The following is a 16434-nucleotide window of genomic DNA, read 5'->3' on the forward strand; positions in this document are numbered from 1 at the left end:
AAGCATTATTTAGAACCGAGGAGTCGACCCGCTACTGGTTGTTGAAAAAACTGTTTTCAGCCTAGGTACCGCTGCAGCCAGCGGCAAAGCTGGTGCAGGTGTTTGAGCAGCCACCTGCCTTGTAATGGTACAAACCTTACCGCCGATACTAAAAGTGAAAGCTGCCTCACCAGCTGAAACAGGCGTGCCGCTGATGGCAAATACCAATTCGCCAGCGCCTTTTGCAAAGCTGCCAGCCGCTAAGGTAGCGGTAAGCCCTGCCACTCCAGTTGAGTTGACTGTAACGCCGTTGTGCGAACCTCCATTGGCGTTGGTATAGCGCAGCACTGTGCTTACGCCTGTCGCAGCCACTCCTGCTTGCAGACTACCAGTTTGCACCGTATCTGTACAGCTAATGGCGGCTATAGTACCTACCGGCACACCACAAAACTCAAACCATGCAGTATCGATGTAGATGTTCAGACAACCAGAGTTGGTATTAAATATCGTAAGGCCTGTCACCGGCGCTACAATGGAATCTCTTTGCACATCGGTCATACGAGGTGGCAAAAAACCCTTATTTGTAGTCTTCAACTCTAGTATAGAACTAGCATTGGGCGTATTAGTGCCGATACCCATTTGACCAACGGCTGTACTGCAAAGTACCAGCCCCATAATACATAGCAAGTTTTTCATGCGATACTTGAGGTTGCCTTTCCGATAGTTATAACCAATGGCGTGTGAAGGATGTTCTTCAGCGGCATGAGGCATGACAACAGAAACGGCATTTACAAATATGAAATTAGGGCTTTCGCAAGAATACCCTGCTGTTTCTTTACAAAAAACAAAGCGTTTATAAAGAAACAACTTGCCGCCAGTGTGTCAGTAATGCTTTTTACACTTCACGAGAGGATGACTCGCTAATATATCAGCCATGCCAACCACCATTAATATAATGCCCGCATACCAGCCTAAAACGGAGGATTAACGCCGTCTGCCTGCTACGAATTGGAAAGGACTCATAAAGCCTTGACTATCGGACATACCCAAGTTACACATCAATCTTAGCATACTTTGCGTGGCTTTCGATGAATTCGCGGCGGGGAGCCACTTCATCGCCCATGAGCATACTAAATACCCGGTCGGCCTCTGCTGCGCTTTCGATGGTTACTTTTTTCAGTGTTCTGTGGGCTGGGTTCATGGTGGTATCCCGCAGCTGGTCGGCATTCATTTCACCCAAGCCCTTGTAGCGCTGGATGTTGATGCCTGATTCGCTGCCACCACCAATTTTTTCTACCAATGCCTTGCGTTGTTCTTCATTCCAAGCATATTCCTGCACCTTGCCTTTTTTCACCAGGTACAAAGGCGGCTGGGCAATGTATACGTACCCATTTTCTACCATTTCTTTCATGTAGCGGAAAATGAATGTGAGAATCAACGTAGCGATGTGACTTCCGTCTACATCGGCATCGGTCATAATGATGAGCTTGTGATAGCGGAGCTTCGATAAATCAAGTGCTTTGGGATCTTCCGGGGTACCAATTTTTACGCCAAGGGCGGTAAACATGTTGCGGATTTCCTCGTTGTCGTAAATCTTGTGCTCCATGGCTTTTTCCACGTTCAGGATTTTACCACGCAGTGGCAAAATGGCCTGGAAGCTACGGTCGCGGCCCTGCTTGGCAGTACCACCGGCCGAGTCACCTTCCACCAGGTAGAGCTCACATTTGGTGGGGTCTTTTTCGGAGCAGTCGGCCAGTTTGCCGGGCAGTCCGCCGCCACTCATGCCGCTTTTGCGCTGTACCATTTCACGGGCTTTGCGGGCAGCAGCACGGGCTTGTGCAGCCAATATTACTTTCTGAATAATAGTTTTGGCTTCTCTGGGGTTTTCTTCCAAAAAGTTTTGCAATGCGGCACTCAGCGTGGTTTGCACGGTACCGGCTACATCGCTGTTGCCCAGCTTGGTCTTGGTTTGGCCTTCAAACTGTGGTTCGGGCACTTTTACACTAATTACAGCACTGAGGCCTTCACGGAAGTCATCACCTTCAATTTCCACCTTGGCTTTTTCAAACAAGCCTTCTTTATCGCCGTAGTTTTTAAACACACGGGTGATGGCCTGCCGGAAACCAGTCACGTGGGTACCGCCTTCAATGGTGTTGATGTTGTTTACATAGCTGAAAATGTGTTCGCTGTAGCTGCTGTTGTAGTTCATGGCTACTTCTACCCACACATTGGTGCTTTCGTCGCGGCCTTCGCAAAAAATGGCCTGTGGAATAAGGTTGTTGCGGTTGGCAGTGCGGTCGAGCATTTCTACAAACTCCACAATACCGCCTTCGCTGTAAAACTCGCAGGTGTAAGGGACTTGTGTTTCCTCCACTATTTCCCGCAAATCGGTAAGGAGAATGCGAATGCCTTTGTTGAGGTAGCTCAGCTCCCGCAGGCGGCTTTCCAAAATGTCTTTGTTGTACACCGAAGCAGTAAAAATGGACAGGTCGGGCCAAAACTGCACCCTGGTGCCGGTTATGTCGGTTTCTCCAATTTCCCGCACAGCGTATTTGGGAATACCTGTGCTGTACTCCTGCTCAAATATTTTGCCTTCCCGCTTTACGGTTACGTGCAGTTTGGTACTAAGGGCGTTTACGCAACTCACACCCACACCGTGCAAACCGCCCGATACCTTGTAGGTGTTTTTATCAAACTTACCACCGGCATGCAGCACGGTCATTACTACTTCCAACGCACTGCGTTTTTCTTTGCTGTGCATGGCGGTAGGTATACCCCGGCCATCATCCTGAACGCTGATGCTGTTGTCTTCGTGAATGGTAACCTGAATGTTTTTACAATAGCCGGCCAAGGCTTCGTCGATCGAGTTGTCGACTACTTCGTACACCAGGTGGTGCAGGCCTTTTACACCCACATCGCCAATGTACATGGCAGGGCGCTTTCGCACCGCTTCCAAACCTTCTAATACCTGAATGCTATCGGCACCGTAGTTACCCTGATTTTCTGGTAACAAATCTTGATTTTCTGTACTCATAAAGGGAGACTTTTACCTTCCGTTTTTTGGGGCGGAATGGTTGCTTTGGCAGGTATTTTTTATTGGCTGAAACATTGTGTAAGCAACAGCCGCAAAAACACCCGGCCCGGAGGCGGGCAAATGTAACGAAACGGCGGCAGGCAGCCAATGCAGACAGGGGCCAGATACCCCTAACTTTTCCCCAAAATCGGGGTTATTTGAGAAGGATAAACTCAACCACGAGTTACGCCTAAAAAATGTCAGAAAAATCTTTCTTATCCAACCCTGTGTGCCGCCATAACATTTGCACAAACAAGAGCAACAAAATAAGGTGATACAATACCTTTTCGGTTTTGCTGAGCGACCGCTTGGCCGCTTTGCCACTGAGCAGCAAGTATAGCATGCCAAGTATAGCAAGTGCCGAAAAAATGGTCATTATCCAATTATAAATGCTCATAATAGTATCAATATTTGGCTGAACGCTAAAAGTAAACAAAACACTGTCTTCAACCCTTCGGCATGTAAACTGTTAAGCCTTTGTAAGAATCCTGTCAGGAATGGCAGATGTTTGTACATACAATCATTTTTGAATTAATTTCGCCTTATGCAGGAATCATTGTCCATTTTGGCCGAGGCGGTACAACGCGACCTCATGGTCGATCAGTTGCGGCTGGTAGCCCGTCAGGAAAAAAGCATCCCCAACTCGGTGGAGTACGACATGCGCAGGTTTATGCGCATGCCCGGCTGGCAGGTAGATGATATTGGCATGATGGAATATACCTACGTAAGCCAGGGCAGCCCCCAAAATGCATTGGAACTTAAATTTTGCGTATCGGGCAAAGCCTACTGCGATAGCGATGAATGCGAACCCGGGACTACCTGTTCCAAAACCGGTTTGGAAAACTGTAGCGAAGAAGTAGAAACCGTAGACATTTATTCTTTCCGGTTTACCAGTACTTACCTGCACCAGTTTGCCAGCACCAAAGCAGCCGTAAGCGAAGCCGAACGCTACCTGAGTTTTGAGCACGACCAAACCATTTCGCACATCATTCCGCTGTGCAACAAGAACCGCATGATTTTGGCAAGCCTCTTTAACCACAAATACAGCGGAGCTCTCGAGAATATTTACCTTAACAGCCAGATTCAGTTTTTGCTAGTGTACAGCATGGACTGCCTGTTTGGCGAAGGCGACCGCGACAAAGTGTACCAGTGTAAGTTTTTGGAAGATGAACGTGGCCGCAATGCTATTGCTCAGGCAAGAGAAATTTTGCTGCAGCACATTGGCGACCCCATCACCATTAAAGAACTGGCCCGCAAAGTGGCGACCAACGAATGCTACCTGAAGAAGGGTTTCAAAGAAATGTTTGGCACCACCATCTTCGACTTTTACCAAAGCCAGCGCATGGAACATGCCAAATACCTGCTGTACGACAAAGGCCTGAGTGTAACAGATGTAAGTGCTTTGCTGGGCTACTCCTCTATCTCGCATTTTAGTACAGCGTTTAAAAAGCACACGGGTATTAAGCCTTGCGACTTACTCGTTCGTTAATTTTTTGCTGACTTCTACGACTATTCAACTCCCGGAATCTTGGATTCCGGGAGTTTTTATTTGCCTGTATGTCGTTCTTTTTTATTTTTATCAAAACATATATTTAGTCTTGTCTAAAAATATATACCATACAGCACTCCTCGCCTGCCTCATAACCACACTTGGCAAGGCACAAACAACGCTGCACATTGCAGATGCCCAAAACCAGCAACCGTTGGCGGGTGCTACGGCCAGCCACGGTAGCACCAGAGTGGTAGCCAACAATGGTGGTTACATTCCATTGCCAGCAGGCACCCATGCCTGGCTGATTACAGCAGTTGGCTATCAATCTCAAAAGGTTACAGCTCCATCAGCTAAAGACACCATTCCTGTATACCTGCTGGCAACCAGCAACGCCCTGCAGGATGTGGTAGTGAGTGGTACGCTCAAACCCATGCGCCGGTTGGATAGTCCCATTCCCGTAGAAAGTTTTTCGCAAAGCTTTTTGAAGCAAAATCCTACACCCTCTTTGTTTGAAGCCATGACCATGGTCAATGGCATTCAGCCACAGCTCACCTGTAATGTGTGCAACACCGGCGATATCCGCATCAACGGTATGGAAGGCCCCTATACCATGGTGCTGATAGATGGCATGCCCATTGTGAGCAGTTTGAGCACCGTGTATGGTTTGAGTGGTATTCCCAACAGCATCATCAAACGAATAGAAGTGGTAAAAGGCCCGGCCAGTACGCTGTATGGAAGCGAAGCGGTTGGCGGACTCATCAACATCATTACCAAAGACCCACTCAGCAGCAGCCGCTTGGCGGTTGACATAAATGCCAGCACGTTGGGTGAATACAGTGTTGACCTATCAACCAAAATCACAAGCAAAAAAGCAACCGGATTACTGGCAGCGAATGGCTTTTTCTTCAATCGCCAGCACGATATCAACCGAGATAATTTCACCGATGTAACCCTGCAAAACAGGTTCTCTCTTTTTACCAAATGGGATATTGACAGACGACAGGATTTACCGGCCAGCATTGCTATTCGCCTGCTGACGGAAAGACGCTGGGGTGGTGAGCTGCAATGGCAACGCAAGTTTTTGGGCGGCGATAGTGTGTATGGTGAAAGCATTGACACCAGAAGAGTTGAACTCATTGGAAACTATGGCATCCACAAGGACTTAGTGCTGGAATACAGCTACAATTTTCATTTCCAAAACAGCTACTATGGCACTACCTGGTACAAAGGGCAACAGCACACGGCTTTTACCCAACTCCGTTGGAGCAAAACCATGGGCAATCATCAATTATTGGCTGGCATACCGCTCAGGTATTTGTGGTACGACGACAACACGCCTGCCACAGCCAAGCTAAATGCCAATGCCCCCAGCAAACAACTCATGACGGCCCTTTACTTGCAAGACGAATGGACTGCAAGAAAAAATGTCACTTTGCTCACTGGCATTCGGATTGAACATTCCAATATACAAGGTGCTGTGGTAGCGCCGAGGTTGGCTGTAAAATGGCAGCCTGCAGCGCATCATACCATTCGACTGAGTGCAGGTAACGGATTCAGAGTGGTGAATCTGTTTACTGAAGATCATGCGGCTCTCAGCGGCTTTCGAGAAATCGTGATTCAAAACGATTTGAAACCAGAGCAAAGCTGGAATGCCAACCTAAACTATAGTGGAGATGTACATACAGCAGCAGGCATTTTTGGTTGGGATGCGTCGTTGTTTTACACCTGGTTTACCAATAAAATCATACCTGATTACGATACTGATCCACAGAAAATTATTTACGACAATTTGGATGGCTATGCAGTAAGCAAAGGCGTAAGCACCCAATTCAGCTGGACCATGACCAACGGCTTACGAACTATGGCTGGTGCAACTTATATGGATGTTTATGCTGTTGAAAATGACGTGAAAACACTGCAGCAATATGCCCCTCGCTGGAGTGGCAATTATTCACTGAATTTTCTCATCCGCAAAGCAGGCATAACAATCGACCTGACTGGTAAATGGACAGGCTCTATGCGGTTGCCGGTGGTGCCCAATGATTTTCGGCCAGCCATGAGCCCGTCGTACAATTTGCTGAATGCACAACTCACTAAAAAATGGCCTGGAGGAATTGAAACTTACCTGGCAGTAAAAAACATGTTCAACTTTATTCCAGCTAATCCCATTTTACATCCCGACGATCCGTTTGACCAGCGTGGTGGGTTGTACTGGAATGCAAATGGTACACCCAATTCCGTTACGAACCCTAATGCTTACAGTTTCGACCCGAGTTATAACTACGCACCCATGCAAGGCACCAAATGGCTGCTGGGTTTTCGTTGGAACATGCAGTAAATAACGCTTGCACATTGCTGAAAAGAAAAAGCCCCAGCTATTGCTGAAGCCCTTCTTTAGCTGTAATCATCACGACTCACGATACAAAAGCCTTGGTGGCTTGTATAGTTTTATCAAGGTCTTCGTAGCTCAGCGCATTGTTGAGAAACCAGCTCTCGTAAGCGCTGGGGGGCAGGTAAATACCGCTGCGGAGCATATGATGAAAATATGTTTTATACTGTTCGATGTTACAAGCTGCCGCTGTAGAAAAATCCACAACAGCATGTTTGCCGAAATGAACACTAATCATACTGCCCAATCGGTTGATGGTATATTCAACATTGGAAGCACTCAACACCTCATCCAAACCCTTGTGCAAATAAGCTGTCTTCTCTTCTAACTGCGTAAAGATTTCAGGCTTTGCTTTCAGCTCATTGAGCAACGTAAATCCGGCAATCATGGCCACAGGATTACCGCTCAAAGTACCGGCCTGATACACATTGCCCAGCGGTGCGATGCATTCCATAATGGCTCTTTTACCACCAAAGGCACCCACCGGCATGCCTGCGCCAATCACTTTGCCATAGGTAACGAGGTCTGCATTGATGCCCAGCTTTTCCTGTGCACCACCCGGTGCCAGGCGGAAACCTGTCATTACTTCATCAAAAATGAATACAATGCCTTCTGCATCGCACAAACTGCGGATGCCTTCGAGGAAACCCGGCTGTGGTAATATGCAACCCATGTTGCCTGCCACCGGTTCTACAATGATGGCAGCCACTTCACCTTTGTTGGCTTCCACCAACTGCTGTACCGCGGTCAAATCGTTGTAGGCACAGGTCAATGTATCGGCACTTACACCAGCAGTTACACCCGGTACGGTTTGTATATTAAACGTAGCAACACCACTACCTGCTTTTACTAAAAAGCTATCAGCATGGCCATGGTAGCAACCTTCAAACTTGATGATTTTATTGCGGCCGGTATAGCCACGAGCCAGTCGAATGGCACTCATACAAGCTTCGGTACCGCTGCTTACCATGCGAATCAAATCGACATTGGGCACCATGCTTTTGATAAGCTCTGCCATTTCAATTTCCAGTTCGGTGGGTGCACCATACGAAGTAGAATCGTATACCTTTTCCCGAATAGCTTCCACAATGGGCTCATAGGCATGCCCCAAAATCATAGGCCCCCAAGATGCGATGTAATCAATGTATTGCTGACCATCTTCATCGTAGAGATAAGCACCTTTGGCTTTTTTAATAAAGAGCGGCGTACCACCCACTTGCTTAAAAGCCCGTACGGGAGAATTAACGCCACCGGGTATGGATTGCTGTGCTCTTTCGAATAGTTGTTGACTTCTTGAATACATGGTATAATTCTTTAAACCACGGAGGTAAAGGAGGTATACACAGAGCACACTGTGTTACTCTGTGTTGGCCTCTGATTCCTCAGTGGTTAGTTTATTAATCTTACTGCGTCTTTTGCAAAGTAGGTCGCTATCAAATCGGCGCCGGCTCTTTTGATGGACGTGAGTACTTCCAGAATGGCTCTGTCTTCATTGATCCAGCCCATTTTTGCGGCGGCTTTTATCATAGCATACTCACCACTGATGTTGTAAGCACTCACGGGTACATCGCTGATGTTTTTTACTTCACGGATGATGTCGAGATAACTCAGTGCAGGTTTTACCATTACAATATCAGCACCTTCTTCTATATCCATCATTACTTCTTTCACTGCCTCGGTACGATTGGCATAATCCATCTGATACGTCTTCTTATCACCAAAGCCGGGGGCACTATCCAATGCATCGCGGAAGGGTCCGTAAAAGCATGAAGCATACTTGGCACTGTACGCCATGATGCCTGTTGTGGTAAAATTATTTTCTTCCAACGCCAGCCGAATGGCTTCAATGCGACCATCCATCATGTCGCTGGGCGCCACCATATCGGCACCTGCCTGCGCATGGCTCACACTCATTTGCGCCAGCACTGCCACTGTAGCATCGTTTACTATTTCACCATTCTCAACAATGCCGTCGTGACCAAATGAACTAAAGGGATCAAGAGCTACGTCAGTCATCACATACATATCCGGACAAGCATCTTTCACCGTACGAATACTACGCTGCATCAATCCATTTGGGTTAATGGCTTCAGTACCTTTGTTGTCTTTCAGCTCATCGGCACACTTGATAAACAGCAACACACTTTTCAAGCCCATACTCCACAACTCTTTCACTTCTTTCGCCAGGTTATCGAGGCTTAGGCGATAGTAGTTGGGCATAGAAGCAATTTCTTCTTTTACACCCGTGCCTTCCACTACAAACAACGGCACTATGAAATCATTAGGCGTTAGCATGGTTTCGGCCACCATGCTGCGAATGGCTGGCGACTGGCGAAGAATGCGGTTGCGTCTGGTAAGTATCATAACAGAGAATTAGTCAATGAGTGAATAGGTCAATAAGTGAATGTATAACTCAAATCAACAGCTGTAGGAGTACTTGGATGATTAGCAGGTATTGGATTGTTGTGCCCAATCGTTGCGTTCTTCATCCGACAGGTAATTAATCCAATCAATGGGCTGTAGACAAGCTTGCAACAAAGCGTCTTCTGCACTACCCTCAACAGGTTGATAATTGTATTCGAAACGAACAGTCGGCGGCAGACTCATGAGAATGCTTTCTGTACGGCCATTGGTTTTTAAGCCAAACAACGTACCTCGGTCGTGCACCAAATTGAACTCTACATAGCGGCCACGACGAATTTCCTGCCAATACTTTTGCTCTGGCGTAAATGCAAGTGCTTTATGCTTGGATACAATAGGCAAATACGCATCCAGAAATGCATAACCGCATTTATGGGCCAATGTTAGCCAGGTGTCGACATTATAGCCGTCTGTAGCTCTTTTGTGGTCATAAAAAATACCGCCAATGCCACGCCGTTCATTACCCCGGTGGGTATTTACAAAGTAGTTGTCGCAGGTAGTTTTAAACTCCGGATAAAAAGCTTTGTCTACCGCATCGCAAGCCTGCTTGAAAGTTTGGTGAAAATGACGGCAGCATTGCGCATCGATATAGTAAGGGGTTAAATCGGTTCCGCCACCAAACCAGCGGTCAATTACTTCACCTGCTGCATTGTACAATTCAAACATGCGGTAGTTGAAGTGTATAGTAGGCACCAACGGATTGAACGGATGAATGACGGAAGAAATACCTGCAGCAAACCAACGATTACCATTGATGTTGAGTTGCCGCTGCATCACCGGCGTCACTTTACCAAATACCACAGAAGTATTGACCCCGCCTTTCTCAAACACATTGCCATGAGCTATCACACGGGTTTTACCACCACCGCCTTCGGGGCGCTGCCACTCATCTTCTACAAAACGGGCTTTGCCGTCTTCCTGCTCCAATGCGAAGCAAAGATCATCTTGCAACTGATGAATGAATGCGATGAATTGTTCTTTTACGTCCATGTATTGATGAATACTTTTTTACCACTGAGGTGTGTGAGGTGAGCACAGAGGAGCACAGTGTGTGTTTGCTTATAGTTTTATTTTTTTCGCATAGAGGAAAGGAGGACACAGAGGGAATTGCCTTCGGCAATCATTGATGTTTTGCTTTTCAAGCCCCCTAGCCCCCTGAAGGGGGAATGGGTAATTCAACCTTTCCTTTTTACCTATTCCCTAATTAACCAATTAACTTATTCTTCGTATTCCTTCACTGCATCCACAAATGCCTTGGCATGATCCACCGGCACATCGGGCGTAATACCGTGACCGAGGTTGGCAATGTAATGCTGTGTGCCAAAAGCATCAATCATTTGCTTCACCCGCTGTTTGATTTGCGGTATGGGTGCCAGCAAATAGGCCGGATCAAAATTGCCTTGTAATGTAATGCTGTTGTTGGTGAGTGACCGTGCAGTAGCTGCATCGATACACCAATCGATACCGATGCCCGACGCACCACTGGCCGCCAATGCAGGCAATGCATACCAGCTGCCCTTGGGGAACAAAATAACAGGCGCATGCGGCTGTAAAGCCTGTGCAATCTGCACCAGATAAGGTTGTGCAAAGGCTTCAAAATCTTGCTTGCTGAGCGAACCGCTCCAGCTATCAAATACTTGTACCACATCGGCGCCTGCTGCCACTTGTGCTTTCAGATAAGCGGTGGTAATGTCTGTGATTTTTTGCAGCAATGCATGGGCCAGCTGTGGTTGCGTAAAGCAAAACTTCTTGGCTTTCTCCCATGTTTTGCTGCCCTTTCCTTCTACCATGTAGCACAAAATGGTAAATGGTGCACCGGCAAAACCTATGAGCGGCACACGACCATTGAGTTGTTGCTTGGTGAGTGTCAGCGCCTGCATCACATAGCCTAAACTTTCTTCTACATTTTCGGTAATGAGTGCATCAATATCTGCTTGTGATTTGATGGTGTTGGGCAATGAAGGACCCTTGCCTTCTTCCATCAATACTTCTACACCCATGGCCTGAGGTATCACCAAAATATCGGAGAAAATAATGGCGGCATCTGTACCTACAATATCAATGGGCTGTAACGTGATTTCAGCTGCCAACTCCGGCGTTTGTACACGGGTAAAGAAATCATACTTCGCTTTCAAAGCGAGGTACTCGGGCAAATAACGGCCCGCCTGACGCATCATCCACACAGGTGGGCGTTTGAGTTTTTCTCCTTTCAATGCCCGCAACAACAAATCGTTTTGTAACATGCTTTTGTTTTATCGCTTTATTCAACCGGTTTTTGCGAAGCCGCATACCAGTTGAGAAATGTTTCAATCATCGCTTCCTTACCAGCAACATTAGCAACCACAATGTTGCTGTATCCAGCATCTTGTAACGCATTCGCAGTGGTGCTGCCAATGGCAAACAACGCTGTTGTGTGCGGCACCGAGTTCACCGAAAAAAAACTGCGTACAGCACTCGGGCTGAAAAACAACACCGCATCATAGGGTTGGTTTACTGCAACGGGTATTTCATGTGTGTGGTACACCACCAGCTCTTGCAAGGGCACTTCATGCACCTGCAAATAATCGGGCAGCTCCGGCCGGCGGATATTGCCACAGAAAAACACCGCTCCATCCTTGGGATGCAAGGACACAACGGCCTTCGCTAAATCCAATCCATAACTGGCAGTTGCTACTACATTACTCTTGGTGAAATGCTCCTGCGCCAACTGCAGCGTAGTTTGTCCGATGCAGGCAATCTGCCATTCAGGCTGACGACCTTGCAACATGGCGGCCACTGCTTCTACCGCATTCATGCTGGTAAAAATGATGAGCGGTTGCTGCGTAGCCAACTCCAGTACCTGTTGAGTGAGTGTTGCGTCTTGTACCGCAGTTGTGCGTATGAATTCCACCACATCTACCCCTACACCGGCCTGCTGCAATGCTGCAATACTGGCAGCATCGAGTGGGCGGGTACAGAGTAAAGAAAATAGCTGGCTCATTTGTTGAATTTTTCAATGAAAGCACCGCCGCCATTGGCCAGCAGTTTTTCTGCAGCAATGTGTCCGGCATCTTCCAGTTCATCCAAACCAAACGTGCAGCTTACTTCCAGTAGGTCGCTGCCATCGGGCATGCACACATTGCCGGTAAAACTCACGTGGCTGTAGTTATGCTGCGCAAAAGCACTAATGGGAGTGGCACAACCGCCCATCAGCCCCCGTAAAAAATCTCTTTCAATTTTGGTACACACCGCGGTAAACTCATCGTTGATGAGAGCACAGGCATCCATTGTATGCGCATCCTCTTCGCGGCAAACTACCATTACAGCACCTTGTGCAGGAGCTGGCAGCATCCAGTCGAGTACCAAATGATGCTGAGGCAACAAGCCAATGCGATCCAATCCGGCACGGGCAAAAATGGCGCCGCTCCAATCACTTTCCGCTAGCTTGTCGAGGCGTGTTTGCATATTGCCCCGCATGTTGTGAAAAGATGTATGGCGATACTTATACAACCATTGGGCTTTGCGGCGTATGCTACTGGTGCCAATGGTCATGGGTTGCTGTGCATCTGTAAAAAAGGAGGGAGATTCTTTGTACACCAATACATCTTCCGTGAAACCACGGGGCAGCACTGCAGCCTGCACAATGCCCTGCGGCAATTGTGTGGGCACATCTTTCATACTGTGCACAGCGATGTCAATGCGTTTGTTGAGTAGCGCCGCATCCAGCGTACGGGTAAACACACCTTGCACACCCATTTCATACAAGGGTGTTACAAGGTCAATGTCGCCTTCGCTTTTTACCAATACCAATTCTGATGCATGGCCTTGTTGCAACAACGCAGCCTGCACCTGCTCGGCCTGCCACAAGGCAAGCTTGCTTTCGCGGGTTCCTATTTTTATCATGATGCTTCTACGCTGAGGGCCGGATGATTGAGAAACTGTTCGTAAGCAGCTATCACATGACAGCCCTTTTCCGATTTGTGTTTCAAATTTACCATCAGGTTGTTTACGGTTTGTTTTACCAATGCATCCACTTCGGGACTACCGTTGGTAGCAGTAGCGGCAAATTCGCAGCTGTTTTGCTTGGCCCAACCAGCCAGGTGTTGTTTCACCAGCTTAATAGCCGGTGTATGCTTGTAGGTATGCAGCCATTCATAAAACTCCTGTTCAAATTCGGCAATGATGGCTTCGGCCTTGGGCACTTCCATGTGGCGGCGGGCAATGGTTTGCTCTAGTATGGCAGAAATTTCGTCCACGTTCGCCATTTCTATACCATCAATGTTGGCCACGTCTTTGTGTACATTGGCAGGCACACTCAGGTCTACAATAAACCGTTGTTTGCCTGGCACAAAATGCTGCGGCAATACAATGGGCTCAGGTGCTGCCGTACTGGTAATGATCACATCAAATGAATTGAGCGACGCAGCCAGCTCATCGTAAGGCAAATAACCAGCTTGCAGTTGTGCGGCCAGTTCTTCCGATTTTTCGTTGGTGCGGTTGCAAATGTGCAATTGCAATTGTGGCAAATAATGGAGCAGGTTTTTGCACACATTGGTACCGAATTTTCCTGTACCAATTACCAGGGCTTTCATGGGCCATGGGTTTACTTTTTGCTGCAACCATTCGATGGCTGCAAAGCTTACGGACACCGTACCACTGCTTAACAATGTGGTGGCCCGTATTTTTTTGGACGCCTGAAAAACGAAGTTCAAAGTGCGGTCCATAATGGGCCCAATCAAATCGGCGGCTCTTGCCATAGCTATGGCCTGCTTGAGCTGGCCTTGTATTTCGTAATCGCCAATAATTTGAGAATCGAGACCCGCCGCCACCCGAAACAGGTGGTGCATGGCGTCTTTGCCTTGCTTAAAAAAACCGTGGTGTATAAACTCTCCCACTGTGCCCTTGGTAAAGCGGGTGAGCAAAGCGGCCAACTCATGCGGATGGTTGGCATAACCATAAATTTCGGTGCGGTTGCAGGTGCTTACAATAAACACACTTTTGAAGCCCGCCGTTTTTGCCACAGCAAGTATCTGGCGGTTCATGTCCGCATCTACCGCAAACATTCCTCTCACCTCCGTATCTGCCTGGCGATACCCAATGGCCGCCACGCAGAATCGATCCCGCATATGTTCTTCATTCAGCTTCATGGACGTTGCAAAGGTATTTGGCACGTGGTACGGCCGTGCGTTGGTTCTGTCACTTCATTGTCATATTACTGTGTCACATCATTGTCATTTTCAATGTGTAAACCAAACAACAGCAGGGAACCGTACATTTTGCTGTTGTTTTGCAGCCCCAACAAAATACGTGGTGACCTGTTGGTTGGATCAAACAATGTCAAAATCTGTCATGATGCATAAGAAAGGAATTGTACTGATGAACCTCGGTTCGCCCGACTCAACTGCCGTAAAAGATGTACGCCGTTACCTCAACGAATTTTTGATGGACGAACGGGTGATTGATATTCCCAAACTCTTGCGGTTCTTATTGGTGAGAGGCATTATTTCTCCTTTCCGTGCACCCAAATCGGCCAAGGCTTACAAAAGCATTTGGTGGGAAGAAGGCTCGCCACTCATTGTACTCACACAACAATTGCAAGCAGCATTGCAACACGCAGTAACAGCTCCGGTAACCATTGCGATGCGCTATGGCAATCCGCATCCGAAAAAAGCTTACGATGAATTGCTGGCCAAAGTGCCCGAATTGGAAGAAGTGATTGTAGTGCCGCTGTATCCGCATTATGCCATGAGCAGCTATGAAACAGCGGTGGAATATGCCAAAGAAATTCATGCCAAAGAAAACTATAAGTTCAAACTCACCATACTGCCACCGTATTACAAGCATGAGTCGTATCTCGATGCCTTGGCCAGCAGCATTCAACCTTATTTAAATGCGGAATACGATCATATTTTGTTCAGCTATCATGGCGTGCCTGAACGACATATCCGCAAGGGTGACACCACAGGTTGTCATTGCCTCAAAGTGGACAATTGTTGTGAAGTAGATTCGCCGGCACATGCACAATGCTACCGCCACCAGTGTGTTACCACCACGCATTTAGTGGCGGGCATGCTGGGTATTCCAAAAGACAAGTACAGCTTCAGTTTTCAAAGCCGTTTGGGGCAAGATGAATGGCTGAAACCCTACACCGCCAAGCGTTTGGAAGAAATGCCCAAAGAAGGCATCAAAAAATTGTTGGTAGCATGCCCGGCTTTCGTGAGTGACTGTTTGGAAACACTGGAAGAAATAGCCGAAGAAGGCAAAGAAGAATTTATACATGCCGGTGGCGAAAGCTTCACCATGATTCCTTGTTTGAATGTGCATCCGAAATGGGTGGAAGCCATTGTAGACATGGTTGAAGAAGCAGTGTAGTATTTTCTGTTTGTGGTTTTTCGTTTTGGGTTTGCGGTTATCTACTTGTGGTTTTGTTTTCAGTCCAAAAGCCACCTAATGAGGCTTAGTTTGTGTTTACATTTTTAGTCTACAAACATTGGAACTTGTGAACCCGTGAACTCGTAAACTTGTAAACATTTCAACTTACCAACCAACATCAACACCCCATGTACTTCTACGTCAAAGCCATCCATATCATTTTCGTCGTCACCTGGTTTGCGGGGTTGTTTTACCTGCCGAGGCTGTTGGTGTATCTGGCAGAAGCACAGCAAAAAAATGAGCCTGAAAAAAACATTCTTACGGCGCAGCTGCTGCTCATGACCAAGCGACTGTGGTATGGCATTACCTGGCCATCCGCCATCCTCACCCTCATTTTTGGTGGCTGGATGTGGTACCTGTATCCCGCTACTCCTTCATGGCTCGTCATAAAGCTGATACTCGTGGTATTGCTGTATGCGTATCATGGTTCGCTGCAAGCCATTGTGAGCAAGCATGCTAAAGGTTTGTTTCCTTATACGGGGCAGCAAATGCGCATTTGGAATGAAGTACCCACGTTGCTGCTGGTATCAGTAGTAATGCTGGTGGTGGTAAAAGAAAACATGAGCCTCGTATGGGGCCTCGTGGGTCTGCTGGCACTGATTGTTTTGCTGATGAGTGCCATCAAAATTTACAAAAACATCCGGCAGAAAAAATGACCAGCATTGTCTG

The 16434-nt window shown here is 47.4% G+C and carries 14 protein-coding genes; 4 read left to right on the forward strand and 10 right to left on the reverse strand.

Annotation, left to right across the window (positions count from 1 at the left end; translation table 11 throughout):
* Positions 1-9 precede the first annotated feature (9 nt).
* From V7Q13_RS05225 to V7Q13_RS05235, 3 genes are all read right to left on the reverse strand, one after another.
* Positions 10-750 (reverse strand): hypothetical protein, encoded by a 741-nt coding sequence (locus V7Q13_RS05225; protein ID WP_333799622.1) that lies wholly within the window; start codon positions 748-750, stop codon positions 10-12.
* Between the two features lie 280 nt (positions 751-1030).
* Positions 1031-3013 (reverse strand): DNA topoisomerase (ATP-hydrolyzing) subunit B, encoded by a 1983-nt coding sequence (gyrB, locus tag V7Q13_RS05230; protein ID WP_333799623.1) that lies wholly within the window; start codon positions 3011-3013, stop codon positions 1031-1033.
* 229 nt (positions 3014-3242) lie between these two features.
* A complete protein-coding gene (locus tag V7Q13_RS05235; protein ID WP_333799624.1) occupies positions 3243-3449 on the reverse strand; it encodes a hypothetical protein in 207 nt (68 codons plus the stop codon).
* A 147-nt stretch (positions 3450-3596) separates the two neighbouring features.
* Between V7Q13_RS05235 and V7Q13_RS05240 the strand changes: the two genes are divergently transcribed.
* Both V7Q13_RS05240 and V7Q13_RS05245 read left to right on the forward strand, forming a co-directional pair.
* Entirely contained in the window at positions 3597-4541 is a 945-nt protein-coding gene (locus tag V7Q13_RS05240; RefSeq protein ID WP_157479703.1) for a helix-turn-helix domain-containing protein, read from the forward strand.
* A gap of 109 nt (positions 4542-4650) precedes the next feature.
* Positions 4651-6882: a TonB-dependent receptor gene (locus tag V7Q13_RS05245; protein WP_333799625.1), complete on the forward strand. Its 2232-nt coding sequence runs from the start codon at positions 4651-4653 to the stop codon at positions 6880-6882.
* A 76-nt stretch (positions 6883-6958) separates the two neighbouring features.
* On the opposite strand, the gene hemL is transcribed toward V7Q13_RS05245, so the two are convergent.
* From hemL to hemA, 7 genes are all read right to left on the reverse strand, one after another.
* On the reverse strand, positions 6959-8236 hold the full coding sequence (gene hemL, locus V7Q13_RS05250; RefSeq protein ID WP_333799626.1) for a glutamate-1-semialdehyde 2,1-aminomutase: 1278 nt from the start codon (positions 8234-8236) through the stop codon (positions 6959-6961).
* Between the two features lie 86 nt (positions 8237-8322).
* A complete protein-coding gene (gene hemB / locus V7Q13_RS05255) occupies positions 8323-9297 on the reverse strand; it encodes a porphobilinogen synthase (RefSeq protein ID WP_333799627.1) in 975 nt (324 codons plus the stop codon).
* 81 nt (positions 9298-9378) lie between these two features.
* Positions 9379-10344: an oxygen-dependent coproporphyrinogen oxidase gene (gene hemF / locus V7Q13_RS05260; RefSeq protein WP_333799628.1), complete on the reverse strand. Its 966-nt coding sequence runs from the start codon at positions 10342-10344 to the stop codon at positions 9379-9381.
* 227 nt (positions 10345-10571) lie between these two features.
* Positions 10572-11597, reverse strand: a complete 1026-nt coding sequence (hemE, locus tag V7Q13_RS05265; protein ID WP_333799629.1) for a uroporphyrinogen decarboxylase — start codon at positions 11595-11597, stop codon at positions 10572-10574.
* A 17-nt stretch (positions 11598-11614) separates the two neighbouring features.
* Complete coding sequence (locus tag V7Q13_RS05270) at positions 11615-12334, reverse strand: uroporphyrinogen-III synthase (RefSeq protein ID WP_333799630.1); 720 nt, start codon at positions 12332-12334, stop codon at positions 11615-11617.
* Positions 12331-13236, reverse strand: a complete 906-nt coding sequence (gene hemC / locus V7Q13_RS05275; RefSeq protein WP_333799631.1) for a hydroxymethylbilane synthase — start codon at positions 13234-13236, stop codon at positions 12331-12333. Before hemC ends, V7Q13_RS05270 begins: the two co-directional genes overlap by 4 nt.
* Entirely contained in the window at positions 13233-14459 is a 1227-nt protein-coding gene (hemA, locus tag V7Q13_RS05280) for a glutamyl-tRNA reductase (RefSeq protein WP_333799632.1), read from the reverse strand. The genes hemC and hemA overlap by 4 nt, the downstream gene beginning before the upstream one ends.
* Before the next feature lie 223 nt (positions 14460-14682).
* Here hemA and hemH point away from each other — a divergent pair, with 223 nt between their 5' ends.
* Together hemH and V7Q13_RS05290 are read left to right on the forward strand one after the other, a co-directional pair.
* Positions 14683-15705, forward strand: coding sequence for a ferrochelatase (gene hemH, locus V7Q13_RS05285; protein ID WP_333799633.1), 1023 nt, complete (start codon positions 14683-14685; stop codon positions 15703-15705).
* A gap of 188 nt (positions 15706-15893) precedes the next feature.
* Positions 15894-16421 (forward strand): CopD family protein, encoded by a 528-nt coding sequence (locus V7Q13_RS05290; RefSeq protein WP_333799634.1) that lies wholly within the window; start codon positions 15894-15896, stop codon positions 16419-16421.
* The last annotated feature ends 13 nt before the right edge of the window (positions 16422-16434 follow it).

Origin of the sequence: Phnomibacter sp., from assembly GCF_036803085.1 — a bacterium.
GTDB lineage: Bacteria > Bacteroidota > Bacteroidia > Chitinophagales > Chitinophagaceae > Phnomibacter.

Excerpts from the sequence above, each read along its gene's own strand:
- V7Q13_RS05225 (WP_333799622.1), bottom strand. The coding sequence starts at position 750 with ATGCCTCATGCCGCTGAAGAACATCCTTCACACGCCATTGGTTATAAC.
- hemH (WP_333799633.1), top strand. The coding sequence starts at position 14,683 with ATGATGCATAAGAAAGGAATTGTACTGATGAACCTCGGTTCGCCCGAC.
- gyrB (WP_333799623.1), bottom strand. The coding sequence starts at position 3,013 with ATGAGTACAGAAAATCAAGATTTGTTACCAGAAAATCAGGGTAACTAC.
- V7Q13_RS05235 (WP_333799624.1), bottom strand. The coding sequence starts at position 3,449 with ATGAGCATTTATAATTGGATAATGACCATTTTTTCGGCACTTGCTATA.
- hemE (WP_333799629.1), bottom strand. The coding sequence starts at position 11,597 with ATGTTACAAAACGATTTGTTGTTGCGGGCATTGAAAGGAGAAAAACTC.
- V7Q13_RS05290 (WP_333799634.1), top strand. The coding sequence starts at position 15,894 with ATGTACTTCTACGTCAAAGCCATCCATATCATTTTCGTCGTCACCTGG.
- hemB (WP_333799627.1), bottom strand. The coding sequence starts at position 9,297 with ATGATACTTACCAGACGCAACCGCATTCTTCGCCAGTCGCCAGCCATT.
- hemA (WP_333799632.1), bottom strand. The coding sequence starts at position 14,459 with ATGCGGGATCGATTCTGCGTGGCGGCCATTGGGTATCGCCAGGCAGAT.
- hemF (WP_333799628.1), bottom strand. The coding sequence starts at position 10,344 with ATGGACGTAAAAGAACAATTCATCGCATTCATTCATCAGTTGCAAGAT.
- hemC (WP_333799631.1), bottom strand. The coding sequence starts at position 13,236 with ATGATAAAAATAGGAACCCGCGAAAGCAAGCTTGCCTTGTGGCAGGCC.
- V7Q13_RS05270 (WP_333799630.1), bottom strand. The coding sequence starts at position 12,334 with ATGAGCCAGCTATTTTCTTTACTCTGTACCCGCCCACTCGATGCTGCC.
- hemL (WP_333799626.1), bottom strand. The coding sequence starts at position 8,236 with ATGTATTCAAGAAGTCAACAACTATTCGAAAGAGCACAGCAATCCATA.
- V7Q13_RS05240 (WP_157479703.1), top strand. The coding sequence starts at position 3,597 with ATGCAGGAATCATTGTCCATTTTGGCCGAGGCGGTACAACGCGACCTC.